This is a genomic window from Heliomicrobium undosum, from assembly GCF_009877425.1.
Classification (GTDB): domain Bacteria; phylum Bacillota; class Desulfitobacteriia; order Heliobacteriales; family Heliobacteriaceae; genus Heliomicrobium; species Heliomicrobium undosum.
Map to the genome: position 1 here is coordinate 243,980 of NZ_WXEY01000004.1, position 15,773 is coordinate 259,752.

Annotated in this window: 13 protein-coding genes; 12 read left to right on the top strand and 1 reads right to left on the bottom strand. The window is 60.3% G+C overall.

Annotation, left to right across the window (positions count from 1 at the left end; all coding sequences use genetic code 11):
• The first annotated feature begins 55 nt into the window (after positions 1 to 55).
• The 10 genes from GTO91_RS06370 (at position 56) to GTO91_RS06415 (ending at position 13,494) form a co-directional block, all read left to right on the top strand.
• On the top strand, positions 56 to 2,809 hold the full coding sequence (locus tag GTO91_RS06370) for a SpoIIE family protein phosphatase (protein WP_161256546.1): 2,754 nt from the start codon (positions 56 to 58) through the stop codon (positions 2,807 to 2,809).
• A gap of 163 nt (positions 2,810 to 2,972) precedes the next feature.
• Positions 2,973 to 4,376 (top strand): tRNA lysidine(34) synthetase TilS, encoded by a 1,404-nt coding sequence (gene tilS / locus GTO91_RS06375; RefSeq protein ID WP_161256549.1) that lies wholly within the window; start codon positions 2,973 to 2,975, stop codon positions 4,374 to 4,376.
• A 126-nt stretch (positions 4,377 to 4,502) separates the two neighbouring features.
• The gene (gene ftsH, locus GTO91_RS06380) at positions 4,503 to 6,308 is read left to right on the top strand and encodes an ATP-dependent zinc metalloprotease FtsH (RefSeq protein WP_161256552.1); all 1,806 of its coding nucleotides are present in this window, start codon (positions 4,503 to 4,505) and stop codon (positions 6,306 to 6,308) included.
• A gap of 128 nt (positions 6,309 to 6,436) precedes the next feature.
• Positions 6,437 to 6,886: a nucleoside-diphosphate kinase gene (gene ndk / locus GTO91_RS06385; protein WP_161256555.1), complete on the top strand. Its 450-nt coding sequence runs from the start codon at positions 6,437 to 6,439 to the stop codon at positions 6,884 to 6,886.
• Between the two features lie 377 nt (positions 6,887 to 7,263).
• Positions 7,264 to 8,925 (top strand): ABC1 kinase family protein, encoded by a 1,662-nt coding sequence (locus tag GTO91_RS06390; RefSeq protein WP_161256558.1) that lies wholly within the window; start codon positions 7,264 to 7,266, stop codon positions 8,923 to 8,925.
• Between the two features lie 101 nt (positions 8,926 to 9,026).
• Positions 9,027 to 9,260, top strand: coding sequence for a hypothetical protein (locus GTO91_RS06395; protein ID WP_012282395.1), 234 nt, complete (start codon positions 9,027 to 9,029; stop codon positions 9,258 to 9,260).
• A gap of 97 nt (positions 9,261 to 9,357) precedes the next feature.
• On the top strand, positions 9,358 to 10,263 hold the full coding sequence (locus GTO91_RS06400; protein ID WP_207708978.1) for a TIGR01777 family oxidoreductase: 906 nt from the start codon (positions 9,358 to 9,360) through the stop codon (positions 10,261 to 10,263).
• A 401-nt stretch (positions 10,264 to 10,664) separates the two neighbouring features.
• Entirely contained in the window at positions 10,665 to 11,060 is a 396-nt protein-coding gene (locus GTO91_RS06405; protein ID WP_161256563.1) for a thioesterase family protein, read from the top strand.
• 106 nt (positions 11,061 to 11,166) lie between these two features.
• Positions 11,167 to 12,837 carry a formate--tetrahydrofolate ligase gene (locus GTO91_RS06410; protein ID WP_161256566.1) on the top strand — a complete coding sequence of 557 codons (1,671 nt, stop codon included), beginning with the start codon at positions 11,167 to 11,169 and terminating at the stop codon, positions 12,835 to 12,837.
• Positions 12,838 to 12,978: 141 nt separating this feature from the next.
• Positions 12,979 to 13,494: an HD domain-containing protein gene (locus tag GTO91_RS06415; protein WP_161256568.1), complete on the top strand. Its 516-nt coding sequence runs from the start codon at positions 12,979 to 12,981 to the stop codon at positions 13,492 to 13,494.
• Here the strand turns inward: GTO91_RS06415 and GTO91_RS18360 are convergent.
• Positions 13,491 to 13,622 carry a hypothetical protein gene (locus GTO91_RS18360; protein ID WP_268894819.1) on the bottom strand — a complete coding sequence of 44 codons (132 nt, stop codon included), beginning with the start codon at positions 13,620 to 13,622 and terminating at the stop codon, positions 13,491 to 13,493. The two genes, GTO91_RS06415 and GTO91_RS18360, sit on opposite strands and share 4 nt — an antisense overlap.
• Between GTO91_RS18360 and folP the strand changes: the two genes are divergently transcribed.
• Together folP and folK are read left to right on the top strand one after the other, a co-directional pair.
• Positions 13,602 to 14,690: a dihydropteroate synthase gene (folP, locus tag GTO91_RS06420; RefSeq protein WP_161256571.1), complete on the top strand. Its 1,089-nt coding sequence runs from the start codon at positions 13,602 to 13,604 to the stop codon at positions 14,688 to 14,690. The two genes, GTO91_RS18360 and folP, sit on opposite strands and share 21 nt — an antisense overlap.
• Before the next feature lie 52 nt (positions 14,691 to 14,742).
• Positions 14,743 to 15,630, top strand: coding sequence for a 2-amino-4-hydroxy-6-hydroxymethyldihydropteridine diphosphokinase (folK, locus tag GTO91_RS06425; protein ID WP_161256574.1), 888 nt, complete (start codon positions 14,743 to 14,745; stop codon positions 15,628 to 15,630).
• Positions 15,631 to 15,773 lie beyond the last annotated feature (143 nt).

Sequence of the window (15,773 nt, forward strand, 5' to 3'; positions counted from 1 at the left end):
GATAGGTATAATGGAAAAAGATACCAAATGGCGAAGGCGAAACGGGGGATCAAGATTGTGGGATGAGCCGAAAGTTTATCCTTTTCGTCGGGAACGGATCCCAGCGCGTGATGAAGGCAAAGGGAAAAAAAGCGGATGGTTCTCCTGGTTCGGCAAGATTGCCGCTTTAGCGGCCCCAGGCGCATGGTTGACGCCAGGACGACTGCGAAGAGAGACCCGGCCGGCAGCGGCTGGTCCCAAAGTCCTTGACGGGTTTAGCGAAAAAAGGGGGGACACTGCCCGCCCGAAGGTTACGGCTGGCCTTTCGTCATCTCTCAAGGCCGTAACGGGCAAGATGACCCAATCGGCCGGAGTGGCGCTGCACAACGTCAATTCCCTGTCAGCCGCGCTCGGCAAAGCATGGCGGGAAGGGATGTCTTTCAGCCGGGACATCCGCGTCTGGCTCTGGTGGATCGGCATCTTCCTGCTGGCGCGAGGAACCCTGCTAGGCGGCCTGGCGGCAGCCGCCCCGGCGGCGCTGGCGGTGACAGCGGCGCGCCGGCCCGGGATGTTGCTTTGGAGTGTCACTGCAGCGGCGGCAGGATGGTATACGGGGCGGTTTTCCCCGGAAATGGCGGCCCTTTCCCAAGACCCTCTCGGCGTGCGCCCGATCATACAACTGGCGGCATGGCTGTCCGTCGCCGCCGTCACAACGATTGTCGCCCGTCGGCGCAATCCATCGGCTACCATGCTCGCTGTTATGACCGCCTTGACGATCTGGGCGGTGGAAGGCGCAGCGGTGGCATGGATGACCCCCTCCCTTTACAGCGGTGTGCTGGTCACCTTTGAGGGGCTTTTTGCCGCTGTTGCCGTCGTCATCATGGCCACAGCAGAAAACACGCTGGAAGCGCCGACGGGGCGGACCTGGAACCGGGACGAACAGGCATGCCTGGTGGTCCTTGGCCTGCTCTTCTTGCTGGGCTTTCCCCAGGAACCGCTGTTCGGCCTTACCCTGCCGGGGATCGTCGCCAAATTCTGCGTGCTCCTTGCGGCATACGCGATCGGACCTGGCGCAGGCGCCGCCGGCGGCGTCGCGATCGGACTGCTCCCGCCGCTGGCAATCTTCGGCGCGCCGTCATCGTTGGCCCTCCTGGCCCTCTCCGGGCTGTTGGCCGGCTTGTTTCGCCCCTGGGCGAAACCGGGTGTGATCGGCGGTTTCCTATCGGGTCACCTGCTGCTTTCCATTTATATGTCCAATTCCCAGGATGTGCGGTCACTGCTGTTGGAAGCGGCGATCGCCGGCCTGCTCCTCATCGTCTGGCCGTCCGGTTGGGTGCAGCGTCTGCGCCAGCGCCTGTCTGCCCGAAAAAAGGAGTTTGTCCTACCGGAACCGGCCGTTCCGGTCAGCGCAAAGATCGACGAAATGGGCCGCATGATCGGGCAGATGGCCGTCACCTTCGATGAGATGGCAGAGCCGGCGCCTGCGCCGGGAGACAAGCCCTGGGAGCCGATCCTGCTAGCGATCGCTGAACGGGTGTGCAAGCCCTGTCCGAGTTATGGGCTATGTTGGGAACGGGATGCCGAGCGGACGCGGCAATACCTGAACGAAATCCTCCAACAGGTGGAGGAGAAAGGCCAGGTGACGGCCAAATCGTTGACGCCTCAACTGGCTCGCCGCTGCGCCCGCCTGGCTGAACTGTCAGCCACCATCGGATGCCTGTTGGAGACGGTGGAAGTGGATCGTTACTGGCGGCGCAGGCTCAGCGAAGGAAGGCATCTCGTCAGCGCCCACTTCCGGGGACTGGCGGGATGGATGACATCGCTCGCCCACGACCTGGAGCATGCATCGCCGCCGGAAAAAAGAGGGGAACGGCTGGCCAAGGCGCTGGAGGAGCGCGGCTTCCGCCTCAAGGCGCTCAAAGAGCACGGCGAGGGCGAACATTGGCGGATATATGTGGAAGGCGGCGGCTGCTCCGGCACATGGCCTTGCGCGGAACATGCCGCAGCAACTGCCGCAGAGGTGCTCGGTCAAACCTTTATCGTCGGCAAGTCCGACTGCCGCAGCGGCGCCCCCGGCCGGTGCGCCTTCAGCCTGATCCCTGTCCGGCCCTATGGCATTCAGATCGGCGTGGCCCAGGCCGCCCGCCACGGCAGCGCCGTCAGTGGCGACACGGTCGGCCGATGGGAAGCGCCGGCATCGCGGATGGTCGTCTCCCTCAGCGACGGTTCAGGCGTTGGGCCGCGGGCCGCCCGTGAAAGCAGCGCCACCCTGTCATTGCTCGAACACCTTTGCCGTATGGGCATTCATCCGGGGGAGGCCTTGCGGTCTGTGAACGCCCTGGTCGCATTGGCCACAGAAGAGGAGTCTTTCGCCACAGTCGACATGGCCGTCATCGACCTGGCGTCGGCCGAGGCGGAGATCTTCAAACTCGGCGCAGCGGCCAGTTACCTCAAGCGAGGGCGGCGCGTGCAGGTTCTCCGGCAGTCCTCGCTGCCGCTGGGGATTCTAAAAAACGTGGAAGTGGAATCGCTCAGTGTGGCCATGCTGCCGGGCGACCGCCTGATCCTCGTCAGCGACGGCATCGTCGAGGCAAATCGTCCGGGCGCCGACGGGGGAGCAAAGGCCCGCCGCGGCCGCAGCAACGGCGAAAGCCTGGCGGGCGAAGGTTCTGACTGGCTGGCCAACTGGCTGGAGCGCGATGCCACCGCTGATCCGCAGGCCCTGGCCGACCTGATCCTCCTGGAGGCGATCCGCCTGGGCGGAGGCAAGGCGCGGGATGACTGCAGTGTTGTCGTCGCCGCCCTATCGGGAAGAGAGGAAAGGGGATAAGGGGTTTGTAGGGCTGATTTTTCGGAGAAGATAAGGACTAGGCGAATTTCGCCGGAGCGGGCAGGGAAACGTGAATCCATGTAGAAAGTAACCACATACGATACACATACGATAACCGGTAAAGATAGCCGGTAATAAAACCAACGCCAGCAGGGTGACCCGATTGCTTGATCGATTTCTCCAAACGCTCCACCGGCGCCAACTGATCGAACCGCAACAGCGCGTGCTTATCGCCGTATCCGGCGGCATCGACTCGATCAGTCTGTTGTTGTTGTTTCATCAAGCGGCGCCGCAACTGGACCTGAAACTATCGGTGGCCCATTACCACCACGGGCTGCGCGGGGAAGCTGCCGATGGTGACGAAGCTTTTGCGGCTGCGCTGGCCGGAAGGCTGGGGCTTCCCTTTTACCGGGAGCGGGCGCCGGAAGAATGGTGGACGCGGGAGCCGGGGACAAAAATGGAGGCCGCGCGGCGTCTGCGCTATGATTTTTTGGGGCGCGTCGCGAAAGCCGCCGACGCTGACCGGATTGCCCTGGGCCATCATGCCGACGACCAGGTGGAAACGGTTTTGTTCCATTTCTTGCGCGGCAGCGGTCTGCGCGGATTGGCGGGCATGCCGATCCGGCGCGGCCCTTACATCCGGCCGCTGCTTACCTTTCGACGGGCCGAATTGGAGGCCTTTCTCCAGGCGGAGCGACAGGAATGGCGTCACGACGCCAGCAATGACTCCACCCTCTACACGCGCAACCGGATCCGCCATGGTCTGATCCCGTTGTTGCATGACTATAATCCACGTTTTGCCGAGGCCATCGGACGCACAAGCCGCCTCTGCGTCGATGACGCCGACTACCTGGACGAGGTGACCAGCCGGGAATTGGCCCGGCTGACGAACGAAGAGGGACTCGATGCCAAAGGTCTGGAAGCGTTGCCCATGGCCATCCGCCGACGTGTTCTGCGCCGCTATATCGAAGCAGGGACGGGGATTCCCGACCTGACGCCCGGCTTTGAAAAAACAGAGGCGATGCTGCAACGACTGACCGAGCGGGGCGGCAAAAGCGGGCCTGTCGACCAGGCCGGCGGACACACCCTTGTCAGTGAAGCCGGCCGGCTTCGCCTCTACAAGGACCTCCCTTGGAAGGCAGACGACGGCTTTTGCCGTCCCTTGCCGGAGCCTGGCGAGCCGGGGCGTTGGCAGTCGGTCGCGGTGCCCGAGGGCGGCGGGAGGATGCGCATCGCCAGATGGAATCGCATCGATGATAGGGACCCACTGGAACCGGGTGAACGTGAAATCTGCCTCAAACCATCCATATCGGCCCTCGGTCCCCTGGTCATCCGCAGTCGGAGACCGGGCGATTGGTTTTACCCCGCTGGAGGGGCGGGGAGAAAGAAAGTCAAAGACTACCTCATCGACCAAAAGGTGCCCCGGAGTATCAGACAGAAGATCCCCTTATTGACAGCAGGAGAGGAGGTACTCTGGATCATCGGATATCGACCCGACCGCCGTTTTCTCTCAACCGCAGCGACAACCCCCATCATCGTGCTTCGTTGGCAAGGCAAAAGTATTTGATTAGGCAGTTCTTCCTGTGCTACAATAGCGGGGAATGGCCGAATTTTTCCAAAAACTCGCTGGCTGATCCAGAACGGGAACGATCATTATCCCGAGCAGGATCGAGACAGTGGGAGGAGGTTACACGTGAGCCGGATCGTCAAAAACCTGGCAATCTACATCCTCATCGTCCTCTTGGCCATATCCGTGTTACGGGTGACCAAGACGCCGGAACCGGCAAAGGAACAGATCAGTTATACGCAGTTTTACCAGTTGCTCGTCAGGGATCAGGTCAAGGAGTTGACCGCCGTTTCCGAGCGGGATCGCACGGAGATCAGCGGCGTGAAGGCCGATGGCACGAAGTTTGCCGCTGTCGGACCGGTGGATATCAAACGCGTCACCGACATCGCCCTTGACAAGCAGATTCCCTTCAACCAGGAACGAGCGCCCGAACCTCCCTGGTGGACGGGGCTCTTCTCGACATTGCTTCCCATCCTGGTCCTGGTCGGTCTCTTCTTCTTCATGATGCAGCAAACCCAGGGCGGCGGCTCTCGGGTGATGCAGTTCGGCAAAAGCCGCGCCAAGTTGCACACCGATGACAAGAAGAAAGTCACCTTTGAGGATGTGGCAGGCGCCGACGAGGTCAAGGAAGAACTCCAGGAAGTCGTCGAGTTCCTGAAGCACCCGAAAAAGTTTGTCGAGTTGGGCGCCAAGATCCCCAAAGGCGTCTTGCTCTTCGGACCTCCCGGAACCGGCAAGACGCTGTTGGCCCGGGCCGTCGCCGGCGAAGCCGGTGTGCCCTTCTTCAGCATCTCCGGCTCGGACTTTGTCGAGATGTTCGTCGGCGTCGGCGCGTCGCGTGTGCGCGACCTCTTCGAACAGGCCAAGAAGAACTCTCCCTGCATCGTCTTCATCGACGAAATCGACGCTGTCGGACGCCAACGCGGCGCCGGCCTGGGCGGCGGTCACGATGAACGCGAACAGACGTTGAACCAGTTGCTCGTCGAGATGGACGGCTTTGCCGCCAACGAAGGCATCATCATCATCGCCGCCACGAACCGTCCTGATATCCTGGACCCGGCGCTCCTCCGCCCCGGCCGTTTCGACCGCCAGATCGTGGTGGATCGGCCCGACATCCGCGGTCGCAAGGAGATCCTCGGCGTCCATGCCAAAGGCAAGCCCCTTGATGAGACGATCGACCTCGATGTGTTGGCCCGCCGGACCCCCGGTTTCACCGGCGCCGATCTGGCCAACATGATCAACGAAGCGGCATTGCTCGCCGCCCGTCGCGGCGTCAGACGGATCAGCATGCATGAGTTGGAAGACGCCATCGAACGGGTTATCGCCGGACCAGAGAAGAAGGCCCGCGTGATCAGCGACTTCGAGAAAAAGCTGGTCAGCTATCATGAGGCAGGCCACGCGCTTGTCGGGGGACTGTTGGAACATACCGACCCCGTCCACAAGATCTCCATCATCCCGCGGGGGCGGGCCGGCGGCTATACCCTGTTGTTGCCGGAAGAGGACCGTCACTACATGACCAAGTCCCACCTGCTCGACCAGGTGACCATGCTCTTGGCCGGACGCGTCGCCGAAGCCTTGGTCCTCAAAGAGATCTCCACCGGTGCGTCGAATGACCTGGAGCGGGCGACCGATCTGGTGCGCAAGATGATCACCGAGTTCGGCATGTCCGACGAATTGGGCCCCCTCACCTTCGGCCACAAGCAGGAAGCTGTATTCCTCGGCCGTGATCTGGCCCGCGACCGCAATTACTCGGAAGCGGTGGCCTTCTCTATCGACAAGGAGGCGCGCCGGATCATCGAGGAATCCTACGAGAAGGCCAAGAAGCTCCTGGAAGAGAACATGAGCAAGCTCCACCTGATCGCCCAGACGCTCATGGACAAGGAGACTATCGAGGCCTCTGAGTTCACCGAACTGCTGGAAAAAGTCTCTTAGTTTCCTTACCGGTTCCTTAATTGAAGGGTTTCCTGGCCCGTACACCGGGGGCCGGGGCGTTGCCTCAGCTCCCGGTTTTATTATGACGGGAAGATCAAGAATCTTGTGAAAAAGGGGTACAAGCAGAAATGGAACGCACCTATCTCATGATCAAACCTGACGGCGTTCAGCGCGGTCTCGTCGGGGAAATCATCAGCCGCTTTGAGAAAAAAGGCTTCAAGCTTGTCGGCATGAAGTTTCTCCGCCTGACCAGGGAGATGGCCGAAAAGCACTATGCCGAGCATGTGGGCAAGCCCTTTTTCGCGGGTCTTGTCGACTACATCATCTCCGGTCCTGTTGTGGCCATGTGCTGGGAAGGGAAAGAAGTTGTCTCCGTTTCGCGGGAGATGATGGGCGCCACCAATCCTGCCAAGGCTGCGCCGGGGACCATCCGCGGCGCCTATGCCGTCGATATCGGCCGCAACATCATCCACGGATCGGACTCTCCCGCCTCTGCCGAGCGGGAACTGTCCATCTACTTCGAGAGCGCTGAACTGGTCGAGTGGGACCGGACGGTGCAAGGCTGGATTACAGAGTAATAAAGACTGCCAACCGAGAAACCGAGGACCGGCGCGACGCGCCGGTTTTTATCTTTGTGCCGCATCTCTTGTGCAACCAGAGCGCGGTCATGAAAGCACCATCGTTCTACAAGCCCTCCGAGCAATGGATGGCCTTGGTTAGTGTTTATGGAACAAGCAGGAATCTGCGAGGGACGGGCCGAATAACATATAGATATCCCGGAATCATAATTTGTTAAGCCATAAGAAAAACCTTTACAAATCCCGCACGTTCCTTATACTTTTAAATACCATGATATTTATCACAAAACGACATACGATGTCACGAATCCGCTCCGTTCTCAGCATCCTTCGAGCACGCAAAAAAGTATAAAGAAGCAAAATCGAGGAGCGACTTCATGAATCGATACTATCGCATCTGGCGGATCACCAGCATGTTTGTTCTCTTTTTCATCCAGTTCTGGTGGCTCAAGCGCCGGGAAGGCCGCTTGGACAGGGAAGAAAGGGAAAAGCGGTGGTCATCCCTTTACCATCGGATGGGAACCCGCTTCTGCAAAACGGCGACCGAACTGGGAGGACTGCTGATCAAGGCGGGCCAGTTCTTCGCCACCCGTGTGGACGTACTCCCCGTCGAGGTGACGAGCGAACTCTCCCAACTGCAGGATGCCGTTCCCCCAGCGCCCTATGAGCACATCGAAAAGACCATCCGCGAGGACCTGGGGCAACCGGCGGAGGCGCTCTTTTCTCAAATTGATTCGGCGCCTTTGGCGGCGGCGTCCCTAGGACAGGTTCACCGGGCCGTACTCCCGACGGGTGAACAAGTGGCCGTCAAGGTGTTGCGGCCCCGGATCCATGAGATCATCCAGGCTGACTTTGAAGCCATCCAGTTGACCATGCTTCTGGCCAAGGTCTTTACGGACATAAACAGCCAGATGGATATGGATGCCATCTACCGGGAGATGCAGCAAACCTTCTCCGACGAACTCGATTATCGGTTGGAGGCCTCTCACGCGGAACGATTCCGCAAAAATCTTTCCGTCTTTGAGAACGTGTACATACCGAAGATCCATAGCAAGTACTCCACCCGCCGCATCTTGACCATGGAATTCATCGATGGGCGCAAGGTGGACGATTATGCCTTTCTCGAAGCGAACGGCATCGACCGCAAGGAGATGGGCCATCGCCTCATCCGCCTCTTTTTGCACATGATCGTCAATGACGGCTTCTTCCACGCCGACCCGCACCAGGGCAACCTCTATGTGAAAGCCGACGGCACCCTGGTTGTACTTGACTTCGGCATGGTCGGGGAAATCACCCCGCTGACCAAAGAAAATCTGAAGAACCTGCTCTTTTCCGTTGTCGAGCGAGACAGCGAAAAGATGGTGGAAGCCATGGGCAACCTGGGCTTCCTGCGTCCCACGGCCAACCGCAACCTGGTGCGGCGAGCGATGGAGTTCTTCCTAGAGCACCACTCGCCGGAACAGATGAAGGAGATGGAACGGACCAAGAACCTCGGTCCCCTTGGTTCGGAGATCCGCGAGTTCATCTATGACCAGCCGATGCAGATCCCAGCCCACATGATCTTCTTGGGTCGAGCCGTGCTCACCGTCACCGGTGTCGCCTTCGGTCTTGATCGGGAGATGGACGCCGAAGTGGCGGCGCCCTACATCAAAAAGCTGATGGACGACACTGATGGCGGCCTCGCCAAGATGCTGCTGAACCGGGTGAAGGGATACGGCGCTACGCTGATCGGCCTGCCGACGCTGATGCACCGGACGTTAAAAAAAGCCGATCTGGGCGACCTGCATGTGAAGGTCAGCAATCTGGGCGACATTCAGCGGGGCGTCATGTTCCAGAGCCGCCTGGCCAACCGCATTGTCCTTGCTATCCTGACCTCGACTTCCTTGATCTGCGCCACCATCTTCTATACACAGCACTTTTTTGTCGAGGCGGAGGCAGCAGCCCTGATCGGCGCGTTGTTCGGGTCGATCCTGCTCTGGTCCTCTCGCCAGAAACCCCGCGATTCCAGCCAGCCCTTGAACCGCTACGGTCCTTTCTAAGCGGTGAATTTCATTTTATATATCCGCGCGATTACCGCAGCGGCAGTACCACACAATGTCCTCTAGCAACCCTGACAGAAGTGAAGGAGGTGAGCGCTACAATGGTGGAGGCGCAAAACCTGAGCGGTTGTGAACAGAAAAAAACCCTCGGCGCCTGGGAATTCTCCATCAAAGAGACGGAAGACGGATTCACGATCAACATCAAGGGCGACAAGGAACGACTGCGGGCGAAGCGGGAGGCCATAGAAGCCTTCAAAGAGTTTCAACGCAAAGCAAAGAAAGCCGGTTTTCATCATCCTATTTTTCATTTTTTCAGCCATCTTGACCGGGAATAAGCCCGGCTGATACCAATCATTCTTGCTATCATACCGATAAGGAGCCGCGCCTTGTGCGATGCTCCTTATTTCATTTCCTGCCGAAGGAGGTCGTAGGGTGAACATCTTGGTGACGGGAGGAACCGGTTTTGTCGGCGGCGCCCTCGTGGAGCACCTGATCAAGAGCGGCCATCAAGTGTCTCTGTTGTCACGGAGGAAGGGAAAAGACCGGCGAATCCGCTGGTTTCCGCTGCAGGATGGCCGATTTCCGGCAGAATCCTTGGAGGGTGTGGAAATAGTCGTCAACCTGGCTGGGGAAAATATTGGCGGCAGCCGCTGGACGGAAGCGGCGAAAAGGCGCATCCTCGATAGCCGGGTGAGCCTGACGAGCCAGCTCGTGTCCGCTTGCCGGAAACGGCGCGAACAGTGTGACAACATGCCCAGACTGTTGATCAACGCCTCCGCGGTGGGCTATTATGGAACCGGCGAAGAGACCATCTTCACGGAAGAGGATGGACCGGGCTGCGGTTTTTTGGCTGATGTCTGTCGCCGGTGGGAAGCCGCAGCGGAGGAAGCTTCCCCGTTCGGGATCCGCGTGATCCGGTTGCGCCTGGGCGTCGTTTTAGGTCCTGACGGGGGGATGCTGGCGAAAATGGACAGACCCTTTCGCTTCGGCCTGGGCGGTGTGGTCGGATCGGGACGCCAGTGGATCTCCTGGGTCCATCGCGACGATGTGCTCGGCGTGATCGATCAGGCGATCGAGGATGAAGCCATGACCGGCGCTTACAACCTCTGCAGCTTCAACCCAGTGACGATGGCGGAACTCTGCCATGCCCTGGCGGGGCGTTTGGGGGGACGAGCCTGGGCGACCGTGCCCGCTTTTGCGCTCCGGCTGGCCTTCGGTGATATGGCCGATGAGATGCTTTTAAGCGGCCAGCGCGTATTGCCGAAGCGGCTCAGCGAAGCGGGCTATCGTTTCCGGCATTCGCGCCTTGAGGAGGCGTTGACGGCGATTTACCGGTAGGCGCTTGTCCATCAGGCATACCTGTCGATTCATGTGTACAGACTCTCAAAATTTGCCTTTCCGTCGAATCTTAGTGGTAAACCGGGGTGTATTGGCTCCGCTCGCTAAGGGCTCCGCGGCTGTTCGCTTGGTTGCTGCGCGGGCGCGCCAAACCTCTGGGCTTTTCAGCATGTCTATGGCGCGCTTTTCCGCTTCGCAACCTGCGCTCTCGACGCCGCTCCGCCCAAACCGCTCGCTCCGCCAATACACCCAGGGTTTACCGTTTGCGTTGCATTGCTAACGGAGCTTATCTTGAGCATGCGTAATGCTTCCGGAGAGTACCTTTATCGCTGACACTCCATAAGCGTGCGAGCAATGTAAATCATCTTCACAGAAGGACACTACAGTAAGGAGGCATCATTATGGATAACATTACAGTCGGACTCAAAGGCTTCAAAGAGGAAAAGGTCACAGCCGACAATACGGCGATCAAGTACGGCTCCGGCGGTGTCGAAGTGTACGCCACGCCAGCCATGATCGGTCTGATGGAAGGAGCGGCTCTGGCTGCTGTCGACCCGCTTCTGCCGGAAGGGATGGCGACGGTGGGCACCTATATCGCGGCCAGCCATCTGGCGGCGACGCCGGTGGGGATGACGGTGCGCTGTGAGGCGGAATTGACCGAGGTGGACGGAAAAAAGCTGGTTTTCAAGGTCGTCGCCTTTGATGAAGCGGAAAAGATCGGCGAAGGCGTTCACCACCGGTTTGTCATCCAGACGGAACGCTTCCTGGCCAAACAGGCTGCAAAGAAAAAAGGTTGAGCGTTGCCGACGACCTGACAAAGCCGCAATCACCGTCGCATGGAAGGAAAACCAGCCCTGTTGCCGAAAATAAATGGGACGATCAACAGTGTAGGAGGGGCCTCCCTTGAAGACAGACATTGAAATCGCGCAGGAGGCGACGCTGCAGCCGATCATGGATGTGGCGCGCAGCCTCGGCATCCCGGAAAACGAAGTGGAACTGTACGGCAATTACAAGGCCAAGATCTCCCTGAAAGCCTTCGACCGGCTGAAAGAACGCCGGGAGGGGAAACTGATCCTCGTCACCGCCATCAACCCGACACCTGCCGGTGAAGGGAAGACGACGACGACGGTCGGCCTTGGCGACGCCTTGCACCGAATCGGGAAAAAGGTGGTCATCGCCCTGCGGGAGCCCTCCCTGGGACCCAGTTTCGGCGTCAAGGGCGGCGCTGCTGGCGGTGGTTACGCCCAGATCGTGCCCATGGAAGACATTAACCTTCACTTCACCGGTGATTTCCATGCCATCACATCGGCCCACAACCTGCTGGCGGCCATGCTGGACAACAGCCTTCAGCAGGGCAATCCCTTGAACATCGATCCGCGGCAGGTCGTCTTCCGCCGTGTGCTCGACCTGAACGACCGGGCGCTGCGCAAGGTGATCGTCGGTCTGGGCGGGCGCACCGACGGCATCCCTCGCGAATCCGGCTTTGACATCACCGTCGCTTCGGAGATCATGGCCATCCTCTGCCTGTCCAAGGACCTGATGGACCTGAAGGCGCGTTGCGCCAAGATCGTCGTCGCCTACACCTATGACGGCAAGCCGGTCACCGCCGCCGATCTGGAGGCCCAGGGATCGATGGCCGTCCTGCTCAAAGACGCCATCAAGCCGAACCTCGTCCAGACCCTGGAGCATACGCCGGCCTTCGTCCACGGCGGTCCTTTCGCGAACATCGCCCACGGCTGCAACTCCGTGACGGCGACCCAACTGGCCCTCAAACTGGGCGACTACTGTGTCACCGAAGCCGGTTTCGGCGCCGACCTGGGGGCGGAGAAGTTTTTCAACCTCAAGTGCCGCTTCGCCGGTCTGAAGCCGGACTGCACCGTCATCGTCGCCACCGTCCGGGCGCTCAAGTCCCACGGCGGCGTCGCCAAAGCCGACTTGAACCGGGAGAACCTGGAGGCCCTCGCCAAGGGCTTCGGCAACCTGGAGAAACATATCGAAAACGTCGCCAAATTCGGCGTGCCGGCTGTTGTGGCCATCAACGCCTTCCCGACCGACACCAAGGCGGAATTGGATTATGTCTACGAACGCTGCCGCGAGATGGGCATCGATGTGGCCTTGTCTGAGGTGTGGGCCAAGGGCGGTGAGGGCGGCCGCGAACTAGCCGAAAAAGTCGTCGCGGCCATCGAGACGAAACCCTCCCACTTCAGCGTCCTCTACGACAGCGGCCTGCCGATCAAGGAAAAGATCGCCGCTATCGTCCGCGAGGTCTACGGCGGCGACGCCGTGGCCTACACGGCGGAGGCGGAGAAACACATCAAAACCTTTACCGACCTGGGCTATGGCGCTCTGCCGGTCTGCATGGCAAAGACCCAGTACTCCCTTTCCGACGACATGACCAAGATCGGCCGGCCGGAAGGCTTCACGGTCACCGTCCGCGAGGTGCGCCTCTCGGCAGGGGCCGGCTTCCTCGTCGTCATCACCGGCGCGATCATGACCATGCCGGGGCTTCCGAAGCGTCCAGCGGCCTGTTCCATCGACATCGACGAAAACGGGCGGATCGTGGGCCTCTTCTAAGCCTGTGAGGTTATTTCCAAAAAAGCGTACGATTTTCCGATGCGCACACCGCTCATCCCCGGGGAACATCCGGGGATGCTTGCTTTCCGCCGGTTCACGTTCACCGGATAAAACGTTCTGGAGGGAACTCTGCTGGAACGCGTGCAACAAATCCTCGATCATCCACGCTTCATCGACTGCCTTTCTCGCAATGAGGAAAAAGAAGCGAGCCGGCGCTTCTGCCGCCATGACATGACCCACCTGCTGGATGTGGCCCGCATCGCCTATATCCTCGCCCTGGAGAAACCAGCGGCCTTTGACGCCTTTGCCCGCGCTATCGGCCATCCCGAACGGGGGCAAGCGGCCAAGGAGGTCGTCTACGGGGCCGCGCTCCTGCACGACATGGGCAAGTGGAAACAGTATGAAGACGGCGAGGACCACGCCGAAGTGGGGGCGCGCCTCTGCCTGGGTGTGCTCGGCGAATGCGGCTACAGCCAGAGCGAGATCGACGTCATCGCCGAGGCCATCGTCAACCACCGCAAAAAAGGGAAAAACCGCAGTGACAGCTTCCTGGGCAGCATTTTGGCCCAGGCCGATGTCCATTCGCGACTCTGCTGCCGCTGTGGCGGCAAGTCGGACTGCCGCTGGCGGCTCAAGCAGGAGCGTCTAGAATACTAGGGGGAGGAGTCGCCATCAAGACGGTACAGATCATTGAAGTCCACGACAGGGAAGACCTGTGGCGGCTGATCGACAGCATCGGCTGCGATCCCGCCGGCACGGCCATCATGGCCGAAAAAGGGGTTCATCGCATCCTCCGTGTCAACGGCGTTCCGGCCAAGGCAGCCAACCTGCTCAAGCAGGAGTTGCTCGCCCGTGGCGGCGACTGCGCCGTCCGGCGGCAAACCTGTGTCCTGACCGTCGAGGAGACAGACTGCATCCTCATGGGCACGGAACGGCAATACCGCGACCTCTGTCGCAAGCTGCGCATGCAGCCCTTCGGACTAAAGGGGCTCGCTGACCGGATCGAGGGCGCCCTTCGGCGATACGACAGACAGGATCCCCATCGCCTCGACTGCCGGGGAAAAAGGCTAGTCGTCGGTGAAAGGACCCTGGTCATGGGCATCCTCAACCTGACGCCCGATAGCTTTTCCGACGGCGGTTCCTACCCGGAGATTCGCGACGCCCTGCGGCGGATGGAGGCGATGGTGGCGGAAGGAGCCGATATCATCGATGTGGGCGCTGAATCGACGCGACCCGGCGCCATGGCGCTGACAGCGGAAGAAGAGATGGAACGGCTGATGCCCTTTTTGCGCGAGATCATCCCGAACTGCCCTGTGCCCGTCTCCGTCGACACCTACAAAGCGGCGACGGCGCGGCAGGCGCTGGAAGCGGGCGCCCACATCATCAACGACATCTGGGGTTTGCAGTTTGACCCGGACATGGCCGCCGTCGCCGCCGAATACGGTGCGCCCGTTGTGGTGATGCACAACCGCCGCGATACAGACTATGTCGATTTGATGGGCGAGATCGTCGCCTTCTTGGAAGAGAGCGTTCATATTGCCGAAACAGCGGGGATCCCGCCGGAGGCGATCATCGTCGATCCAGGCATCGGCTTCGGCAAAACCTACGATCAGAACCTCGATGTGATGAACCGGCTCGGGGAACTGCGGGTGCTCGGCAAAAGGATCCTGCTCGGCACGTCGCGCAAGTCCCTCATCGCCCGCACCCTTGATCTGCCGCCCCATGACCGAGTCGAGGGGACCTTAGCCACGACTGCTCTCGGCATCGCTAAGGGGGTTGACATCATCCGGGTCCATGACGTGCGGGCCAACGTGCGGGCAGCCCGCATGGCCGACGCCATGGTCCGTCGATGACAGATACGTCATCGAAAGGTCGATAGATCAATGAAAGGGTAGGTGAACGACGATGGGTCGGATAGGTCGGATGGGTCAGATGGACCGCATCCTGCTTAAGGGCATGTCCTTTTACGGCTACCATGGCGCCTTGCCGGAGGAGCAGGTGTTGGGGCAGCCCTTTACGGTGGATCTGGAACTGGAGGTCGACCTGCGCCAGGCCGGCAAGAGCGACGCCGTGGAAGACTCAGTCCACTACGGCGAGGTCTACAACCGGGTGCGCGCGATCCTGGAGGGAACGCCCAAGGCGACGATCGAGGCGGTCGCCGAGGCCGTCGTCGTCGCCGTCTACCGAGATTTTCCCGCCGTCCAGGGCCTGAAGGTTCGTGTCGAGAAACCGAAAGCGCCGGTGCCGGGCCTCTTTCAGTCCATGGCGGTTGAGTTGAACCGGCCGGCGCCGGCCCGCTGTTTCATCGGATTGGGCAGCAACATGGGCGACCGGACGGCGAACCTGACCGAGGCCTTGCGCCGGCTCCAGCGAACGCCCGGCGTGGCTGTCATCGACCACTCCTCCTGGTACGCCACAAAACCGGTTGGTGTCGTCGACCAGGATGATTTTCTCAACGGCGTTGCCGCTCTGCTCTCCTGGTTGTCGCCACAGGAACTCCTGGCGCTGTTGTTAGAGACAGAACAGGCCATGGGGCGGGTGCGCCTCATGAAATGGGGACCTCGACTGATCGACCTCGACCTGCTCCTCTATGACGACGCCGTGATTGAAGAGGAGAATTTGACGGTTCCCCATCCTTTTATGGCCGAACGGGGCTTCGTGCTTGTCCCATTGGCCGAGATCGCCCCTGAACACCGCCATCCCGGCGGAGAGATGACAAGGCAACTTTTGGAACAACTGCCCTGCAGTGCAGATGTGGTATTGCATGTCCCGAAGGGCTCCATTACAATATAAGTTGTCCACCTCCGGGTTTGTCCGGAGGGACTGTATTCCCCCTGAGGGAAGCGGTACCCTTCCGCACTGATCGCGCGCCCGGGAACGGTTGACTGACAATGAACGAAAACACCGCTTGAAACCGCTTGGAGCCCCCGGGGACC

Bases quoted from the DNA above. Each gene is read 5' to 3' on its own strand.
- GTO91_RS18360 (WP_268894819.1), bottom strand. From the start codon at position 13,622: ATGAACCCCTTTTTCGGCCATGATGGCCGTGCCGGCGGGATCGCAGCC.
- GTO91_RS06390 (WP_161256558.1), top strand. From the start codon at position 7,264: ATGAATCGATACTATCGCATCTGGCGGATCACCAGCATGTTTGTTCTC.
- ndk (WP_161256555.1), top strand. From the start codon at position 6,437: ATGGAACGCACCTATCTCATGATCAAACCTGACGGCGTTCAGCGCGGT.
- GTO91_RS06395 (WP_012282395.1), top strand. From the start codon at position 9,027: ATGGTGGAGGCGCAAAACCTGAGCGGTTGTGAACAGAAAAAAACCCTC.
- folK (WP_161256574.1), top strand. From the start codon at position 14,743: ATGGGTCGGATAGGTCGGATGGGTCAGATGGACCGCATCCTGCTTAAG.
- GTO91_RS06405 (WP_161256563.1), top strand. From the start codon at position 10,665: ATGGATAACATTACAGTCGGACTCAAAGGCTTCAAAGAGGAAAAGGTC.
- folP (WP_161256571.1), top strand. From the start codon at position 13,602: ATGGCCGAAAAAGGGGTTCATCGCATCCTCCGTGTCAACGGCGTTCCG.